This is a genomic window from Pseudomonas sp. St29 (assembly GCF_001547915.1).
GTDB lineage: Bacteria > Pseudomonadota > Gammaproteobacteria > Pseudomonadales > Pseudomonadaceae > Aquipseudomonas.
In genome coordinates, this window is sequence record NZ_AP014628.1 from 5,077,736 (window position 1) to 5,096,141 (window position 18,406).

The window sequence follows — 18,406 nt, forward strand, 5'->3', positions numbered from 1 at the left end:
TTAAAAAATCGTGGCAAGAACAAGCGCTTGCGACACAAACCTAAGCAGCGTCCGAATCTGTGAAACTGCGACGCCCGCGCCGAAACAGAAAACACATGCCAACAGAAAAAACCTGGAGGCAGGCTGGCTATTCGACTGCCGACGAACCAAGCCGTTCCAGCCCCAAACCGCAAGAAGAGAGATAGATGGGTAAATCGCAGAAAGCAAAAAGCCCGCATCTTTCGATGCGGGCTTTCTGGTGTATGGTGCACTCGACAGGATTCGAACCTGTGACCGCTCGGTTCGTAGCCGAGTACTCTATCCAGCTGAGCTACGAGTGCATTTTGTGTTTTTAGACCAGACCACAACTGGTTGAAGCCAAGTTAACTACATCGCTGCAACTAACTCTTAAATGGTGCACTCGACAGGATTCGAACCTGTGACCGCTCGGTTCGTAGCCGAGTACTCTATCCAGCTGAGCTACGAGTGCATTTGTTGCCGCGCATTATAGGCCGTTTAATCTTCTTGTCAAGCACTTTTTCTAGTAATTTCAACAACTTACAGAAGAAGCCAGATTACAACGTACTAAGCAAATAATGGCGGAGAACGGGGGATTCGAACCCCCGACACCCTTTTGAGGTGTACTCCCTTAGCAGGGGAGCGCCTTCGGCCACTCGGCCAGCTCTCCGCAACACGGGGCGTATATTAACCAGCTTTCTCCCCGTTTGCAAACAAAAAAAACGATAAAAATTAATGGCTTGGTTCTTCGTCCTTCTCTTTCTTTATCCGCAGGTAAATTTCCTCACGGTGAACCGCCACTTCTTTGGGGGCGTTGACACCAATACGCACTTGATTACCTTTGACGCCGAGCACGGTCACAGTGATCTCGCCATCACCAATGATCAGGCTTTCTGCGCACCGACGAGTCAGAATCAGCATACCTATCTCCTCACGCATTACATTTTCAGGGACTACAGTCTGCAAAAAAAAGGGTGTCGGCCTACAACCAGGGCGGCTGCAGTCCTACACGCCTAAGTATTGACTAGCACGGGCAAAAGAACAGTTTTCTCCCGTGCCGATCAAAAACACAAAGGGCGCGGTCAGACCGCGCCCCTTTCAAACACGCATCACTCGCCCTGTCGGGCCGGAGCGTCGAGCTCGAATGCGGTGTGCAGCGCACGTACCGCCAACTCCAGGTACTTCTCTTCAATCACCACCGACACCTTGATTTCAGAAGTGGAGATCATCTGGATGTTGATGCTTTCCTTCGCCAGGGCTTCAAACATCCGGCTGGCTACGCCCGCATGAGAGCGCATGCCGACACCAACGATCGAAACCTTGGCAATGTCGGTATCGCCGACCACTTCACGGGCACCGATTTCACGTGCAGTGTTTTCCAGCACGGTCTGGGCAGCCAGGTAGTCGTTGCGGTGCACGGTGAAGGTGAAGTCGGTGGTGTTATCGTGCGAAACGTTCTGCACGATCATGTCGACTTCAATGTTCGACGCGCTGATCGGGCCGAGAATCTTGAAGGCCACGCCAGGATTGTCTGGCACGCCACGGATAGTCAGCTTGGCTTCATCGCGGTTAAAAGCGATGCCGGAAATGATCGGCTGTTCCATGGATTCCTCTTCATCAATAGTAATGAGGGTGCCCGGACCCTCCTGAAAGCTGTGCAACACGCGCAGCGGAACGTTGTACTTGCCAGCAAACTCGACCGCGCGGATCTGCAGCACCTTGGATCCGAGGCTGGCCATTTCCAGCATCTCTTCAAAGGTGATCTTGTCCAGGCGCTGAGCCTTGGGTACCACACGCGGGTCGGTGGTGTAGACACCGTCCACATCGGTATAGATCTGGCACTCGTCAGCCTTCAGGGCCGCGGCCAGCGCCACCCCGGTGGTATCGGAACCGCCACGCCCCAACGTGGTGATGTTGCCGTGCTCATCAACGCCCTGGAAACCGGCAACCACGACCACACGACCAGCCTTCAGATCGCTGCGAATCTTCTGATCATCAATCTGCAGGATTCGCGCTTTATTGTGAGCACTGTCGGTGAGAATGCGCACCTGATTCCCGGTGTAGGACACCGCAGGAATACCGCGCTTGATCAATGCCATGGCCAGCAAAGCGATGGTCACTTGCTCACCGGTGGACACGATCACATCCAGCTCACGGGGAACCGGTATGGCTTCGCCACTGATCTGCTTGGCCAGATCGATCAGGCGGTTGGTTTCGCCACTCATCGCCGACAGCACAATCACCAGGTCATCGCCGGCTTCGCGGAACTTCTTCACCTTGTCAGCGACCTGCTCGATCCGCTCCACAGAGCCGACCGAAGTGCCTCCAAATTTCTGTACGATCAAAGCCATTTTCTAAGCCGCCTCAGCCCGTAAAGGGGCGCCCGTTAAACAATCAAACTGCACAGCGCAAGGACCCGCCACTAGACGACGGGCCCGGCTCGGCGCCTTAAATGCCCTGCTCGACAAATGGCACGGTCAAGGCCAGCGCGGCATCCAGTGCAGCAGCATCAACACCACCGCCCTGGGCCATGTCTGGACGACCACCGCCCTTACCGCCCACTGCCGCAGCGGCTTGCTTCATCAAATCACCGGCTTTGAGTTGGCCAGTCAGGTCCTTGGTTACACCGGCAACCAGTACGACCTTTTCCTCATGGACACTGCCGAGCAGGATCACTGCGCGGCCGAGTTTGTTTTTCAACTGATCCACCAGCGCCAGCAGCGCCTTGCCGTCCTGGCCGTCGAGGCGCGCAGCCAGTACCTTCACGCCCTTGACGTCAGCCGCCTGAGCGGACAGATCGTCACCGGCAGCGCTGGCAGCCTTGGCCTGCAACTGCTCGAGCTGCTTCTCCAGCAGACGATTACGCTCCAGCACCGCCGACAGCTTGTCGATCAGATTGTCGCGACTGCCCTTGACCAGGGTCGCCGCTTCCTTGAGTTGTTCTTCCGCAGCGTTCAGGTACGCCAGAGCCGCAGCACCGGTAACGGCTTCAATACGCCGCACGCCGGACGCAACGCCGCCTTCGCTGGTGATCTTCAGCAAACCGATGTCGCCGGTACGATTGGCGTGGATACCACCACAAAGCTCCACCGAAAAGTCTCCGCCCATGCTCAACACACGCACGCTGTCGCCGTACTTCTCGCCGAACAGCGCCATGGCGCCCTTCTTCTTGGCGGTGTCGATGTCGGTTTCTTCGGTTTCCACCGCCGTGTTCTTGCGAATCTCGGCGTTGACGATGTCTTCCAGGGCCTTGATCTGCTCAGGCTTGATCGCTTCAAAGTGACTGAAGTCGAAACGCAGACGCTGACTGTCCACCAGCGAACCCTTCTGCTGGACGTGCTCGCCCAGCACCTGGCGCAGGGCAGCGTGCAGCAAGTGGGTGGCCGAGTGGTTCAGCGAGGTGGCGTGACGCACGTCGGCGTCGACCTGGGTTTCAACCGGGGCGCCGACGATCAGGCTGCCCTTGGCCAGTACGCCGTGATGCAGGAACGCGCCACCGGTCTTGGTGGTGTCGCGCACATCAAAACGTGCACTGCCGGCCTGCAGGTAACCGCAGTCGCCGATCTGACCGCCGGACTCAGCGTAGAACGGGGTCTGGTCAAGCACCACGACGCCCTCTTCGCCTTCATTAAGGATGTCTACCGACTGCCCTTCCTTATAGAGGGCAACCACTTTGGCCGAACCGCTGGTGGCCTGGTAGCCGGTGAACTCAGTGGCCACATCAACCTTGACCAGGCTGTTGTAGTCCATGCCAAAGGAGCTGGCAGACCGGGCACGCACACGCTGGGCTTCCATCTCGCGCTCGAAACCTTCCTCATCGAGGGTCAGGTTGCGCTCACGGGCGATGTCGCCGGTCAGGTCCATCGGGAAACCATAGGTGTCGTAGAGCTTGAACACCACGTCGCCCGGAACCACCGAGCCTTCCAGTGCGGCCAGATCCTGCTCGAGGATCTTCAGACCCTGCTCCAGGGTCTTGGCGAACTGCTCTTCTTCGGCCTTGAGCACCCGCTCGATATGCGCCTGCTGGGATTTCAGCTCAGGGAACGCTTCACCCATCTCGGCAACCAGCGCGGCAACGATCTGATAGAAGAAGCTGCCCTTGGCCCCCAGCTTGTTGCCGTGGCGGCAAGCACGACGAATGATCCGACGCAGCACATAACCGCGGCCTTCGTTGGACGGCAGCACGCCGTCGGCAATCAGGAAACCGCAGGAACGGATATGGTCGGCCACCACTTTCAACGAGGCCTGGGCATCGTTGGTGCAACCGATGGCCTTGGCCGCGGCATCCAGCAGGCTCTGGAACAGGTCGATTTCATAGTTCGAGTGCACGTGCTGCAGCACCGCACTGATCCGCTCCAGGCCCATGCCGGTGTCCACCGACGGTGCCGGCAGCGGATGCAACACGCCATCGGCGGTGCGGTTGAACTGCATGAACACGTTGTTCCAGATTTCGATGTAGCGATCACCGTCTTCTTCCGGCGAGCCGGGTGGGCCGCCCCAGATGTCGGCGCCGTGATCGTAGAAGATCTCGGTGCAAGGACCGCAAGGGCCGGTATCACCCATGGTCCAGAAGTTGTCCGAAGCGTAAGGCGCGCCTTTGTTGTCTCCGATGCGCACCATGCGCTCTGCCGGCACCCCGACCTCTTTGGTCCAGATGTCATAGGCTTCGTCGTCACTGGCGTAAACCGTGACCCAGAGCTTTTCCTTCGGCAGGTTCAGCCACTTGTCGGAAGTCAGGAAGGTCCAGGCGAAGGTGATGGCATCGCGCTTGAAGTAGTCACCGAAGCTGAAGTTGCCCAGCATTTCGAAGAAGGTGTGGTGACGAGCGGTGTAACCGACGTTTTCCAGGTCGTTGTGCTTGCCGCCAGCGCGGACGCACTTCTGGCTGCTGACAGCGCGGGTATAGGCGCGCTTTTCCTGGCCCAGGAAGCAGTCCTTGAACTGGTTCATCCCCGCGTTGGTGAACAGCAGGGTAGGGTCGTTGCCTGGGATCAAAGAGCTGGAGGCTACACGGGTGTGGCCTTGCTCTTCGAAGAAGCGAAGGAAGGCTTCACGGATTTCTGCGCTTTTCATTAGGTTCTTCCACGGAGACTGCGGCCAAAGGCCTGTGCGCAACGTCAACAGACGAAACGACGGCAAAGGGCCGCATTATATCGGCGTTAATCACTTGGTACAGCGTGTTTGTACGATACAAACAGTCAATTGGACGGAGAACACTGTCAGTTACGGGAAAACTCGACAAAAGTGCTCACCACCTGCTCGATTTGCCCGGCATCCACGTCCAGATGGGTAACCAGACGCAAGCGTGGCGCCGCGCTGAGCCTGATCCCCCGCTCGGCGGCGAATGCCTTGAGGGCTTCGGCCCGCTCTCCCATCTCTACGTACACCATGTTGGTCTGCACCGGCTCGACACTGTAGCCGGCCTGGCTCAACCCTTGAGCCAGCAATTGTGCGTGGGCATGGTCATCCGCCAGACGCTGCACCTGATGCTCCAGGGCATAGAGTCCCGCCGCCGCCAGGCCACCAGCCTGACGCATGCCCCCACCCAGCATCTTGCGCAGGCGCCGCGCCTTGCCGATCAGCGCTGTGCAGCCGCACAACACCGAACCCACTGGCGCGCCGAGGCCCTTGGACAGGCACACCGATACCGAGTCGAAGTGCTCGGCGATCACCCGGGCATCCACCCCCAGCTTCACCGCCGCGTTGTACAGCCGTGCGCCATCCAGGTGCAGGGCCAGCCCCCGCTCACGGGTGAAGGCTCGAGCCTGGGCCAGGTAGGCCAGGGGCAGCACCTTACCCTGCATGGTGTTTTCCAGGGCCAGCAAGCGCGTGCGGGCAAAATGAAAGTCATCCGGCTTGATCGCCGCCGCCACCTGCTCCAGGTCGAGGGAGCCATCGGCCCGCAGCTCCAGCGGCTGGGGCTGGATCGAGCCCAGCACCGCGGCGCCACCGCCTTCATATTTATAGGTGTGGGCCTGCTGTCCAACGATGTATTCGTCGCCCCGCTCGCAGTGGGCCATCAATGCCAGCAGATTGCTCATGGTGCCGGAAGGCACGAACAGGGCCGCGGCAAACCCCAGACGCCCGGCCAGCTCGGCCTCCAACCGATTGACCGTCGGGTCTTCGCCGTAGACATCGTCTCCGGTACGGGCGCGCGCCATGGCATCGAGCATGCCCGGGGTCGGCTGGGTCACGGTGTCACTACGAAGATCGATCACGCTCATCACATCAGGCTCCGGCTACAGGGGGACACCAGGGTCCACGCTTGGACAGGGGGAATTCCCTTTCGAAGCGAATTACTGCGGCCCTGTGGACGATTAATCAAGCAGCAACTGTAGAAAATCTTGCGCCAGAGGATGAAAAATCCGATGAACATTATCCAAAAGGCGCGATGCTTCCCCGCCAGATCTGTGTTAAAAACTCACCGCCCGGGAAAAACCCCGGGCAATCGTTCTCAGGGCGGGGTGTAATTCCCCACCGGCGGTAATTGCGCGCAATGTGCATAGCCCGCGAGCGCTTGGTGACACCCGTGGCAGGTCCACAGGTGCCGACAAGGTCAGCAGACCCGGTGTGATCCCGGGGCCGACGGTCATAGTCCGGATGAAGAGAGAACGGGATTGGCGCCTAAGGGCCGCTGCCAGGCAGACGTGGACTCTCCACGGAAGCTCTGCGCGTACCCTTAAATCCCATTCGATTCATATACGCCCTGTTTTTCATACAAACAGGAGTCAGAACAGATGCAACCCACCGCAATCGATAGCAAAAGCAAACACCACCCCAACGAGCGCGTCGCCTTCATCCAGGCTTGCTGGCACAAGGAAATCGTCGACCAGAGCCGTCAGGGCTTTGTCGCCGAAATGCTCGCTCAGGGTTATCAGGAATCCGATATCGACTTCTTCGAAGTCGGTGGCGCCTTCGAAATTCCCCTGCACGCCAAGCTGCTGGCCAAGACCGGTCGCTACAGCGGCATCGTTGCGGCAGGCCTGGTAGTGGACGGCGGCATCTACCGTCATGAGTTCGTCGCCCAGTCGGTGATCAGCGGCCTGATGCAAGTGCAACTGGAAACTGAAGTGCCGGTCTTCTCGGTGGTGCTGACCCCGCATCACTTCCATGCGGGTGAGGAGCACCAGAAGTTTTTCTTCGAGCACTTCGTGCACAAGGGCCAGGAAGCGGCGAAGACCTGCGCCGACACCCTGCACAAGCTGCGCGCCCTGCGCCGCAATGAGCAGCGTGCGGTCGCGGTTTAAGCGTTAGCCCATCATCGGCGAGCCGGCCCCTGCGGGGTTCGGCTTGCCGGCGAACCTCAGGCCAGGCCGTCGGCGGTGGCCGGCACGATCAAAATCCCGGCACGCAAGCCGTTCTTCACCTTGGGGTTGGGGAAAATGATCCGCGCGCCCTCCTCCTCGATCACCCAACGGGTCTGGGCGATGTCCTCGGCCAGCAGGTAACCCACTTCCAGTTCGGAAAAGTTCTCCACGTCCGCCGGCAGGTGCAGGTGGAAGCTGTCGCTGTGCTTGATGACTTCCCGCGCCACGCTGAACAGCTGCAGGCCATCGAGGCTGTCCTGCTCTTGCCCGGGCTCGCTGCCGTCGATGATCTGCTTGAGGCGGGTTTCCAAGCGCTCGACATTGACCCCCTGGTTCTGCCCGAACGGCCGGGCCTTGCCCAACTCCAGGGTGAAGGATTCGGCCCCCAGCTGATCGTAGGTGTAGGCGCTGAAGACAATGGAGGGCTTGTTCTGTAGCAGCACCGCTTCCATGCCCGCCGCCCGCAGGCGCGCCAGCTCACGGCGCGAATGCTGACGCCCGTCCTTCCACGGATACAGGGCGAACTGTTCGATCTTCGAACCGCGGATCGCCGTGTGCAGGTCGTAATGCAGGCGCTGGCGCTGCGGCAGACTGAAAAAGCTCGCCGCCAGACGCTCCAGCTCGCAGGCACGCAGGGCTTCGATACCACTGCTCGATTCATGTCGGCCATTGAACAGCCGGTTGACGTCCTGCTCGACAAAACGCTCGCCGCGACGCATCGCCTCGGGGTTGCCGAACAGGAACAGAATGCGTGCCCGAGGCTTCAGGTCGCCCCGGGCAATGTCGTGCAACAGACGGTCGAGCAGCTCGATGGGAGCCGTCTCGTTGCCATGGATACCGGCTGACAGCAGCAGGTCCAGACCGTTATCGCGAGCTTCGGGCGGCCGGACTTCCAGGGCGCCCTCGCTCAGCCAGCGCATGCGCACGCCGTCGACAGTCAGTTGAGTCTTCTCTGCCGGTTCACGGCCGGCGAGGGTCAGTTCAAGCAGTTTGCCGAGGGCGAGCATAGCGCGGCTTCCTTAGTGAGCGTGGCCGCAGTCGGGGCCATGCACGTGATCATCGTCACCGGCGTCGGCCGGTTCCATTTCCAATTGCAGGCTGACCAGGTTGGTCGCCAGCGGACGCAGCAGCAGACTGGCGTACTCGTCATCACCCTCCTCCACGTCCACGCCGATCAGCAGTTGGCCGCGGCCGTCCTGTTGAATCCATACTTCCTTGCCCTGCCACAGCACCGCGAAACGGGTGCAGGAGGTTTGCAGTTGGGTGCCGTCGCTGTCTTCAAGGATCAGCTGCAGGGTATCGCTCATGGGGGTCGTTCTCATCTGGGGTGAAGCGGCACGCCCGGTCGAATGGGCCGGGCGCGGGCTTTCAATTGATCTGGAAGGGATAAACCGCGCCCAGTTTAAGGATTTGCGTCAGTTCATCCAGTGCCGTCCGGCACTCAAGCAGCAGCTGCGGGTCCGCCAGATCGCTTTCGCACAGACGGTCGCGGTAGTGCTTGCCAACCCATTGGGTCAGGGTGTCGTACAACGGCGCGGTCATGATAACCCCAGGATTGACCGCCGCCAGCTCAGTTTCATTCAAGGCCACCCGCAAGCGCAGGCAAGCCGGGCCACCGCCGTTCTGCATGCTCTGCTTGAGATCGAAGACCTTCACTTCACGGATCAGTCCGCCCGAGCTGGTGAGGCTTTGCAGGTATTGCCAGACCCGCTCGTTGCCGCGGCACTCCTCCGGCACGATCAGCAGCATCGAACCATCGACGCGGGACAGCAGCTGGCTGTTGAACAGGTAGGAGCGCACGGCGTCTTCCACCGTCACTTGCGCGCGCGGCACGCAGATCGACTGGAAGTTGCCGCCGCGTCGACCCAGCTTGCCCTGCAGCTCGGCGAGCATCTTCTCGGTCTCGAGGAACGCATCCTCGTGATAGAACAGCACCTCGCCATTGCCCACCGCGATCACATCGTTGTGGAACACGCCCTGATCGATCACCGATGGATTCTGCTGGGCATAGACCACGCCCTCCTCGCTCAGGCCATGCAGGCGAGCCACGGCTTGCGAGGCTTCCAGGGTCTGGCGCGCCGGATATTTCTGCGGCGCCGGGTAACGGGTATCGAACGCGCTGCGACCGAAGACGAAGAACTCGACACCGGCCTGGCCGTAATCACGGCAGAAGCGCGTGTGGTTGGCCGCGCCTTCATCGCCGAACTGCGCCACCGCCGGCAACGCGGCGTGATGGGCGAAGTGTTTCTGGTCGGCGAACATCGCCCCCAGCACGCGACTGGTGGTCGGGTGCTCGATGCTGCGATGGTATTTGCAGTTCAAGTTAGCGGCGGTGAAATGCACGCGGCCATCGGCGGTGTCAGCACTCGGGCTGACGGTGGCGGCGTTGGCCACCCACATGCTCGATGCCGAGCAACTGGCGACCAGCAGTGGCATGGCCTGCTTGGCGGCTAGCTGGATGACCTGGGCATCAGTGCCGGCAAAACCCAGTTTGCGCAGGGCCGCCACGTCCGGGCGCTCTTGCGGGGCGAGCACGCCTTGCTGAAAGCCCATGTCCATCAGCGCTTTCATTTTCGCCAAGCCTTGCAGCGCCGCTTCCTTGGGATTGGAGCCCTGCTGGCTGTTGCTCTGGGAGGCCACGTTGCCGTAGGACAGGCCGCCATAGTTATGGGTCGGCCCCACTAAACCGTCAAAATTGACTTCATAGGATTTCATCAGCGAGGCTCCACGAATCTGTTTGTTATAGGCATCGGTATCTACACATGGCGAACGCAGTGCGCTCGCTCGCCGGCAAGCCGGCTCCCACAGCGTTCTGCAGGAGCCGGCTTACCGGCGAAAAGGCCACGCCAGTCAGGACAAGCGCACACCCGGCGTCAACGCGCTCGGCAGCACCAGGCTCGGGGTTTCCAGGGAAGCCACCGGGTACGCGCAGTAATCCGCCGCGTAATAGGCACTGGCCCGATGGTTGCCCGAAGCACCCACCCCACCGAACGGCGCGCTGCTGGCGGCGCCGGTCAACTGCTTGTTCCAGTTGACGATGCCCGCCCGGCTTTCCAGCCAGAACTGCTGGTAGCGCTCGGCGGAATCCGACAACAGGCCGGCTGCCAGGCCGTACTGAGTGTTGTTGGCCTCGGCAATCGCCCCATCGAAATCAGCGTAGCGGATCACTTGCAGCAACGGCCCGAACAGCTCTTCATCCGGACGCTCAGCCACCGCCGTCACATCCAGAATGCCTGGGGTCAGCAAGGCGGCCTGAGCCTGGGGTTGGGTCATTTCCAGCAAGGCCACGGCGCCATTGGCCAGCAGTTGCCGTTGCGCATCCATCAGCGCGCGAGCGGCGCCCAGGGAAATCACCGAGCCCATGAACGGCGCCGGCTGCTGGTCATAGGCACCCACATCGATGCTCGCACTGACCGCCACCAGGCGCGCCAGCAACCCATCACCCCAGGCGCCTTGCGGCACCAGCAGGCGGCGGGCGCAGGTGCAGCGCTGACCGGCCGAAATGAAGGCCGACTGGATGATGGTGTACACCGCCGCGTCCAGGTCAGCGACCTGATCCACCACCAGCGGGTTGTTGCCGCCCATTTCCAGGGCCAGGATCTTGTCCGGACGCCCGGCGAACTGCTGGTGCAGATGATTGCCGGTGCGGCTGGAACCGGTGAAGAACAAACCATCGATACCCGGATTGGCGGCCAGGGCGATACCGGTTTCCCGGGCGCCTTGCAGCAGGTTGAGGACGCCTGCCGGCAAGCCGGCTTCGATCCAGCACTGCACCGTCAGCTCGGCGACTTTCGGCGTCAGCTCGCTGGGCTTGAACAGCACACTGTTACCGGCCAGCAGCGCGGGAACGATGTGCCCGTTGGGCAAGTGCCCAGGGAAGTTGTAAGGACCGAACACCGCCACCACGCCGTGGGGCTTGTGTCGCAGCACAGCGGTGGCGTCGCCCAAAGGGCCGCTCTTCTCGCCGGTACGCTCGCGGTAGCTCTGCACCGAGATGGCGATCTTGTTGACCATGCTGGTGACTTCGGTGGCGGCTTCCCACAGCGGCTTGCCGGTTTCCTCACCGATGCAGCGGGCCAGTTCGTCGGCACGCGCCTTGAGCGCAGCGGCAAAGGCTTCGAGCACACCGATACGCTCCTCCAGGGAACGCTTGGCCCAGGCCGGAAACGCCTGGCGGGCGGCCTGCACGGCGTTTTCCACTTGCGCGGCAGTGGCACCGTTGCCGGACCAGATGACCGCCTGGGTCACCGGATTGACCGAGGTGAAGGCTTCGCCCTGGCCAGCCAGCCATTGGCCTGCGATGTACAGCGTGCTCATTATTTCGACTCCCGAGAAGCAGACAGCGGAACCGCGCGGACCTGGTCGCCGGCGTTGAGTTGCAAGCGCTTGGCGGTCAGGGGATCGACCACCAGGGTGCCCGCGGCAAAGCGTGCCGGCGCCGCGGTAATGCGGCAGTCCTCGCGCTTGCGGTTGTGGATCAGGAACGGCGTGGCGTCGTCGCCCGGGGTGCCGATGGCCAGCACCAGCGCCTGGCTGTCACGCACCGCGCGGATCTTGCTGGTCTCGCATTCCACCGCCGGGCCGGCATCGAAGATGTCGACGTAGCCCTGGTAGCTGAAGCCTTCGCTCTTGAGCATGGCCAGCGCCGGCTCGGTGTCGGTATGGACCTTGCCGATCACGTTGCGCGCATCCTCGGACAAAAAGCAGGTGTACAGCGGGAACTTGGGCATCAGCTCGGCGATGAACGCCTTGTTGCCAACCCCGGTCAGGTAGTCGGCCTGGCTGAACTCCATCTTGAAGAAGTGCCGACCCAGGCTTTCCCAGAACGGCGAGCGGCCATTCTCATCGGACATGCCGCGCATCTCGGCAATGATCTTGTTGCCGAACAGCTGCGGGAACTCGGCAATGAACAGCATCCGCGCCTTGGCCAGCATGCGGCCGTTGAGGCCGGTGCGGTAATCGGCGTGAAGGAACAGCGAGCACAGCTCGGAGTTGCCGGTCAGGTCGTTGGCCAGGAACAGCGTGGGGATCTCGCGGTAGATGTTCAGCTCCTGGGAGGCGCTGACCGTCAGGCCGACCCGGAAGTTGTACCAGGGCTCGCGCAGCCCGACGGCACCGGCGATGGCGGAAATGCCCACCACCCGGCCGTTGTCGTCTTCAAGCACGAACAGGTAGTCCGCATCGCCGCGCTCGGCTTCGCCGCGAAAGGTCTTTTCCGCCCAGCCGACCCTGTGGGTCAGGCGCTCTTCGTTGGCCGGCAAGGTGGTGAGGCCGGTGCCGGTGCTGCGGGCCAGGTCGATCAGCGCGGGTAAATCGCTGCTGCGTACGGGACGAACGATCATGCTATCTCCTCAGACGCAGGCCGCTGATGGCCTGCGCGAAACTCGCTGCTTTCCAGGCATGCTTTCCAGGTCGTGGAAGCAGGCTTTAAACCGCCACCAGACGCACGCTGGCACCTTCGCCGACGCCCAGGGCTTCGGCGGCTTGCAGATCCAGGGTCACCGGTTTGCCCGGGGCGTAATCCAGCTCCAGCAGCACCGCGCGGTAATCCTGCAGTTGGCCGTTGGACACCAGGTACTGACGACCGCCGCCCTTGATGGCCTCGCCGATCTTCACCGGCACCACGCGGCTCTGGGCGATCGAACGAATCCCCGAAACCCGTGCATGCAAGGTCGGGCCACCGTCGAAGATGTCGATGTAGTGATCGGTCTCAAAACCTTCGCGCATCAGGATGTCGAAGGTGATCTGCGCCCGCGGGTGCACCTGGCCCATGGCTTCCTGGGCGGCGTCCGGCAGCAGCGGCACGTAGATCGGGTAATGGGGCATCAGCTCGGCGAGAAAGGTCCGGCTCTTGAGGCCGCACAGGCGCTCGGCCTCGGCGTAGTTGAGGTCGAAGAAGTTGCGCCCGATGGCGTCCCAGAACGGCGAATCACCGTGCTCGTCGCTGTAACCGACGATCTCGGTCACCACCGAGTCGGCGAAACGCTCCGGGTGACTGGCGACGAACAGCAGGCGGCCGCGGGAGTTGAGCTCCGACCAGGGCGAACCCACCAGCTCCGGCACCACATAGAAACTGGTCAACAGGCTGTTGCCGGTCAGGTCGTGACACTGGGACAGGACATGAATCTTGTTGTGGATCTTCAGCTCGCGGGACGCGTGAACGAAGGTTTCATTGCGAAAGCTGTAGAACGGCTCGGAATAACCGGCGGACGCGACGATGGCCGAGCAGCCCACCAGCTTGCCGCTGTCGGTGTCCTCGAGAACGAAGAAATAGCTTTCCTCGCCGTTGAAGCTCACTTCAGCGGCAAACGAAGCCTCGCTCGCGGCGATCTTGTCGCGCAGGCGATCCACATCATCCGGCAAGGAGGTGACACCAATCGGGCTGTCTGCAGCCAGACGCTGTACCTCGCCCAGATCAGCCATTTGCGCGGGGCGCATCACCAGCATGGTGTCACTCCTTACTCTAAAACAGGTCGGAAACCGTCCGACGCAGGGAAAAAAATGCCGGGACAGCCCGGCACAGGAATGGGGCTCGACACCAGCTGCAACAGCCGGCGCCGAGGAGTACTGCAACCTGGATCAGGCTTGAGTCAGTTTCGCCACGGCACGCTCGAAGCGGTCCAGGCCCTCATCGATATCGGCGTTTTCGATCACCAGGCTCGGGGCGAAACGCACCACATCCGGACCGGCCTGCAGAATCATCAGGCCTTCTTTCTCGGCGGCGTTGAACACGTCCTTGGCCTTGCCTTTCCAGGCTTCGCTGAGCACGCAACCGAGCAACAGGCCCAGGCCGCGGACTTCGGTGAACAGGCCATACTTCTCGCCGATCTGCAGCAGGCGGGTCTTGAAGCGGTCGTGCTTGGCTTTCACGCCATTGAGCACTTGCGGGGTGTTGATCACATCGATCACCGCCTCGGCCACTGCGCACGCCAGCGGGTTGCCGCCGTAGGTGGTGCCGTGGGTACCGACCACCAGGTGCTTGGCCAGCGCTTCGGTGGTCAGCATCGCCGCAATCGGGAAACCGCCGCCCAGGCTCTTGGCGCTGGTGAGGATGTCCGGGGTCACGCCGTAATACTGATAGGCAAACAGCTCGCCGCTGCGGCCCATGCCGGTCTGCACTTCGTCGAACACCAGCAGCGCGTTGTGCTGATCGCACAGCTCGCGGGCGCCTTGCAGGTAAGCCAGCTCGGCCGGCAATACGCCGCCTTCGCCCTGGATCGGCTCCAGCACCACCGCGCAGGTCTTGTCGGAAACCGCGGCCTTCAGTGCAGCCAGGTCGTTGTACGGCACGTGGGTGATGCCGGTGATTTTCGGACCGAAGCCATCGGAGTACTTCGACTGGCCACCGACGTTCACGGTGAACAGGGTACGGCCGTGGAAGCTGTTCAGCGCGGCGATGATTTCGTACTTCTCGGCACCGAAACGATCGTGGGCCACGCGACGGGCCAGCTTGAAGGCGGCCTCGTTGGCTTCTGCACCGGAGTTACAGAAGAACGCGCGCTCGGCGAAGGTGGCGTCGATCAGCTTGTGGGCCAGGCGCAGGGCCGGCTCGTTGGTGAAGACGTTGGACACATGCCACAGCTTGTTGGCCTGCTCGGTCAGAGCCCCCACCAGCGCCGGATGGGCGTGGCCCAGTACGTTGACCGCAATGCCGCCGGCGAAGTCGATCAGCTCCCGTCCCGACTGGTCCCAGACTCGGGCCCCCGAGCCGCGCACAGGAATGAAAGCCGCAGGTGCGTAATTGGGAACCATCACCTGGTCGAAATCGGCGCGTTGCACCGGAGCTTGCTCAACGGACATCGGAGTCTCCTGAAGAGGAACACCCGCCTGGAACTGGCGAGCGATGGAGGGATTGTAAGGACAGTTTTGTGCCCGGCCTTGTCGCCAAGCGACAACTTCTTATAGCGCCAACCCCGGTTTTACGCGGGTTTATGGCAATGCGACAAATAGCGTCGCAAAGGCGCAGTTTAAACTGCGCAGGGCTCTAGCGGCAGATTCAGCGGGCATTTTGCCCAAGGTAATTATCCAGGTAGTTAGCTGCAGCGCAGGCCCGGTGAGCGGGCGTCAGGACGCTTGCACCGGCAAGCCGGCGCCTACAGAAGGCGGATCAACCGCGCTCGGAAGGTACGGAGGAGAGTTCGAACGGGCTGCTGCTGCGCCGTTGATTGCGATCTTCGCGCGGGGTGGCGCCAAAGAAGTTGCGGTAGGCGCTGGAGAAGTGCGGGCCGGAGGAGAAACCACAGGACAGGCCGATCTGAATGATCGACTTGCTGGTCTGCATCAGCATCTGCCGGGCCTTGTTCAGGCGCAGCTCCAGGTAGTACTGGCTGGGCACGCGGTTCAGGTACTGCTTGAAGATGCGCTCCAATTGCCGACGGGATACACAGACATGCTGGGCAATCTCGTCGGTGGTCAGCGGCTCCTCGATATTGGCCTCCATCAGCAGCACCGCCTGGGTCAGCTTTGGATGGCTGGACCCCAGACGATTCTGCAACGGAATGCGCTGGCGCTCACCACCTTCGCGGATGCGCTCCACCACCAGCTCTTCCGAAACCGCACCGGCCAGCTCGGCGCCGTGATCCCGCGCCAGCACCGCCAGCAACAGGTCCAGCACCGACATACCGCCACAGGCGGTCAGGCGATCACGGTCCCAGTCAAACAGGTGACTGGTGGCAATGACCTTGGGAAAACGCTCGGCGAAATCGTCCTGCCAGCGCCAGTGCACCGCCGCCCGATAACCATCGAGCAGGCCCAACTGCGCCAGCGGATACACCCCGGCCGACAGCCCGCCAATCACGCAGCCGGCACGCACCAGCTGCTTGAGAGCGCTGCCGAGCCCGGAACTCATGGGGCCGGGCGGCTCGTCTGCCAAAAGGAACAGCTTCTGGCAGCCCTCAAGCTTGCCCGCCCAAGGCTCGCCCGGCAGTTGCCAGGCGCCTTCGGCCGGTGCCTCGGCCTGCAGGAACGCCAACTCATAAACCACTTCCGGATGCACCCGCTGAGCAACACGCAAGGCCTCCTCGGCCAGCGCCAGCGTCAAGGCTTTAGTGCTGGGCCAAATCAGGAAACCAATTCGATGGGCAGTCATGGCGGGCAATCCGAAACGAAAACAGTGTTAGAAGCCAAGGGTGGCAGCACCAAGTTAGACCATCTGGCGCGCGGTGCGCAGCATGACCTAATTTGGTGCATAACGGCAGTGATTACTTGAGGCTACCGGAGAGGAATTGTTGCAAACGTTCTGATTGCGGGTTCACCAGCACTTCCCGCGGGTTGCCGCTCTCTTCCACCACACCCTTGTGCAGGAACACCAACTGGTTCGACACCTCACGGGCAAAGCCCATTTCGTGCGTCACCACCACCATGGTGCGGCCTTCCTGGGCCAGGGCCTGCATGACCTTCAACACGTCGCCCACCAGCTCCGGGTCCAGGGCCGAGGTCGGCTCGTCGAACAGCATGACTTCCGGCTCCATGGCCAGCGCCCGGGCAATGGCCACGCGCTGCTGCTCACCACCGGACATGTGGCCCGGGTAGGCATCCTTGCGGTGCGCCACGCCCACCTTGGCCAGGTAATGCTCGGCCTTCTCGCGAGCCTCCGCCTTGGACACCCCCAGCACGTGCACTGGTGCTTCCATGATGTTTTCAATCGCGGTCATGTGCGACCACAGGTTGAAGTGCTGGAACACCATCGACAGGCGCGAGCGCATGCGCTGCAACTGCTTGGGATCGGCAGCCTTGAGCGCGCCGTCCTTGTTGGCCACCAGCTTCAACTCTTCGTTGTTCAGCAGGATCTTGCCGGCATGGGGCTGCTCCAACAGGTTGATGCAGCGCAAAAAGGTGCTCTTGCCCGAGCCACTGGAGCCGATGATGCTGATCACATCGCCAGCCGCGGCCTTCAGGGACACGCCCTTGAGCACTTCGTGACTGCCATAGCGCTTATGCAGGTCTTGGACTTCAAGTTTGTACATGCGGTCGGTTCTCACAAAAACAGTCAGTCGTTGAGCAAGCGCCCGTGACGCAGCGCTTCGCGCCCCGCCACCTTGGCCAGCCAGAAACCGGGTTGGGCATAACGCAGCCGCTCAACGGCGAACAACACGCCGCTGGTGCCAGCACACACCGTACTGACCCGATCGGATAGGGGATCAATCACTTCAAAAATCGGCTCGCCCACTTCCACCCAGCTCCCGGCCGGACGCAGAAAGCTCACCACGCCGGGGTGCTGCGCATACAGCAGCTCGGTGCCTTCAAAGGGCATGGCCTCGCAGGCGTCGTGCCCGGGTGCCGGCCACTCACCGGCAATCAGCCCCTGCTCGGCCAGAAACGCCAGGATGCCTTCGGCGTAAGCCTCGGCCTGGGGGCGCCCGGTGTCGGCCTGACCACCCAGCTCCAGGGTGGTCGCCAGGCAAGCCAGGGGAATCTGCGCATCAGGGAACTGCCGCGACAGGCGCAGCCACGGCAGCGAGCAGGCTTCGTCGAACGAACTGCCACCGGAGTCCTCCGCCAGCAGGCCGACCTTCACATCCAGGTGCGCCGCCAGGGAACGCCATTGCGGCCAGTGCTGCGGCAAGGCATACATGTGCAACGCGGCCTCGGCATCGCAATGCAGGTCCAGCACCACATCGGCATTGCAGGCATGGCTCAGCAGCACCCGCTGCATACCCTGCAACTGGCTGGCTGCCGGCGGCAACTCGGCCAGCACCTCAGCCATGGCCTGACGGATCAAGCGTACATTGGCGTGCGGATCATCCCCCAGGCGCCCGTCCAGGCGCTGGGCCACGGGCGCGCTCAACTCGACGAAATCACGGTTGAAATTCTTGCCGCTGCCGGCCTCGAAACGGCCCTGGTGATTGCCTTGCAGCAACTGTCCCAGACCCAGCGGATTGGCCACCGGCACCAGCTCGACAACACCGTTGAGGGCGCCCTGGGCCTCCAGCTCAGCCAGGCGCTTTTTCAGCTCCCAGGCGGTACGCATGCCCGGCAGTTCGTCAGCATGCAGGCTGGCCTGGATATAGGCCTTGCGCTCGCCGCTGCCGAAACGGAACACCGAGATGCTGCGCTCGCTGCCCAGATGGCTCCAGGGCAATGGATGATCGATACGCTGCATG

15 protein-coding genes, 3 tRNA genes and 1 riboswitch are annotated in these 18,406 nt (G+C 61.9%); of the genes, 1 reads left to right on the forward strand and 17 read right to left on the reverse strand.

The features are described 5' to 3' along the window. Window positions 1-243: 243 nt before the first annotated feature. From PST29_RS22385 to ltaE, 7 genes are all read right to left on the reverse strand, one after another. Window positions 244-320 (reverse strand) — tRNA-Arg (locus tag PST29_RS22385). Between the two features lie 72 nt (window positions 321-392). Then, window positions 393-469: transfer RNA gene (locus PST29_RS22390), tRNA-Arg, on the reverse strand. 107 nt (window positions 470-576) lie between these two features. Beyond that, window positions 577-667: transfer RNA gene (locus tag PST29_RS22395), tRNA-Ser, on the reverse strand. Window positions 668-729: 62 nt separating this feature from the next. Further along, on the reverse strand, window positions 730-918 hold the full coding sequence (csrA, locus tag PST29_RS31290) for a carbon storage regulator CsrA (RefSeq protein WP_002554426.1): 189 nt from the start codon (window positions 916-918) through the stop codon (window positions 730-732). Window positions 919-1,106: 188 nt separating this feature from the next. Further along, a complete protein-coding gene (locus PST29_RS22405) occupies window positions 1,107-2,348 on the reverse strand; it encodes an aspartate kinase (RefSeq protein ID WP_016968182.1) in 1,242 nt (413 codons plus the stop codon). Between the two features lie 97 nt (window positions 2,349-2,445). Continuing rightward, window positions 2,446-5,070 carry an alanine--tRNA ligase gene (gene alaS / locus PST29_RS22410; protein WP_060844375.1) on the reverse strand — a complete coding sequence of 875 codons (2,625 nt, stop codon included), beginning with the start codon at window positions 5,068-5,070 and terminating at the stop codon, window positions 2,446-2,448. A 146-nt stretch (window positions 5,071-5,216) separates the two neighbouring features. Continuing rightward, a complete protein-coding gene (gene ltaE / locus PST29_RS22415; protein ID WP_060844376.1) occupies window positions 5,217-6,221 on the reverse strand; it encodes a low-specificity L-threonine aldolase in 1,005 nt (334 codons plus the stop codon). Between the two features lie 222 nt (window positions 6,222-6,443). After that, window positions 6,444-6,614, forward strand: a riboswitch (FMN riboswitch). A gap of 120 nt (window positions 6,615-6,734) precedes the next feature. On the opposite strand from ltaE, the gene PST29_RS22420 reads away from it, so the two are divergent. Beyond that, complete coding sequence (locus PST29_RS22420) at window positions 6,735-7,244, forward strand: 6,7-dimethyl-8-ribityllumazine synthase (RefSeq protein WP_060844377.1); 510 nt, start codon at window positions 6,735-6,737, stop codon at window positions 7,242-7,244. A 56-nt stretch (window positions 7,245-7,300) separates the two neighbouring features. Here PST29_RS22420 and astE read toward each other — a convergent pair whose 3' ends face one another. The 10 genes from astE to PST29_RS22470 form a co-directional block, all read right to left on the reverse strand. Beyond that, window positions 7,301-8,311 carry a succinylglutamate desuccinylase gene (astE, locus tag PST29_RS22425; protein WP_060840595.1) on the reverse strand — a complete coding sequence of 337 codons (1,011 nt, stop codon included), beginning with the start codon at window positions 8,309-8,311 and terminating at the stop codon, window positions 7,301-7,303. Between the two features lie 12 nt (window positions 8,312-8,323). Continuing rightward, a complete protein-coding gene (locus PST29_RS22430; protein WP_016968178.1) occupies window positions 8,324-8,611 on the reverse strand; it encodes a hypothetical protein in 288 nt (95 codons plus the stop codon). Between the two features lie 61 nt (window positions 8,612-8,672). After that, window positions 8,673-10,019 (reverse strand): N-succinylarginine dihydrolase, encoded by a 1,347-nt coding sequence (gene astB / locus PST29_RS22435; protein ID WP_060844378.1) that lies wholly within the window; start codon window positions 10,017-10,019, stop codon window positions 8,673-8,675. A gap of 135 nt (window positions 10,020-10,154) precedes the next feature. Then, window positions 10,155-11,624, reverse strand: coding sequence for a succinylglutamate-semialdehyde dehydrogenase (gene astD, locus PST29_RS22440; RefSeq protein WP_173664445.1), 1,470 nt, complete (start codon window positions 11,622-11,624; stop codon window positions 10,155-10,157). Continuing rightward, complete coding sequence (astA, locus tag PST29_RS22445; RefSeq protein ID WP_016968175.1) at window positions 11,621-12,646, reverse strand: arginine N-succinyltransferase; 1,026 nt, start codon at window positions 12,644-12,646, stop codon at window positions 11,621-11,623. Before astA ends, astD begins: the two co-directional genes overlap by 4 nt. Window positions 12,647-12,731: 85 nt before the next feature. Continuing rightward, window positions 12,732-13,751, reverse strand: coding sequence for an arginine/ornithine succinyltransferase subunit alpha (gene aruF / locus PST29_RS22450; protein WP_060840598.1), 1,020 nt, complete (start codon window positions 13,749-13,751; stop codon window positions 12,732-12,734). Between the two features lie 132 nt (window positions 13,752-13,883). Further along, the gene (locus tag PST29_RS22455) at window positions 13,884-15,104 is read right to left on the reverse strand and encodes an aspartate aminotransferase family protein (protein WP_060844380.1); all 1,221 of its coding nucleotides are present in this window, start codon (window positions 15,102-15,104) and stop codon (window positions 13,884-13,886) included. A gap of 307 nt (window positions 15,105-15,411) precedes the next feature. Continuing rightward, the gene (gene argR, locus PST29_RS22460; RefSeq protein WP_060840600.1) at window positions 15,412-16,392 is read right to left on the reverse strand and encodes a transcriptional regulator ArgR; all 981 of its coding nucleotides are present in this window, start codon (window positions 16,390-16,392) and stop codon (window positions 15,412-15,414) included. Between the two features lie 112 nt (window positions 16,393-16,504). Beyond that, entirely contained in the window at window positions 16,505-17,269 is a 765-nt protein-coding gene (locus PST29_RS22465; RefSeq protein WP_011062773.1) for an ABC transporter ATP-binding protein, read from the reverse strand. A gap of 23 nt (window positions 17,270-17,292) precedes the next feature. After that, window positions 17,293-18,405 carry a succinylglutamate desuccinylase/aspartoacylase family protein gene (locus PST29_RS22470; protein WP_060844381.1) on the reverse strand — a complete coding sequence of 371 codons (1,113 nt, stop codon included), beginning with the start codon at window positions 18,403-18,405 and terminating at the stop codon, window positions 17,293-17,295. Window position 18,406: the final 1 nt, after the last annotated feature.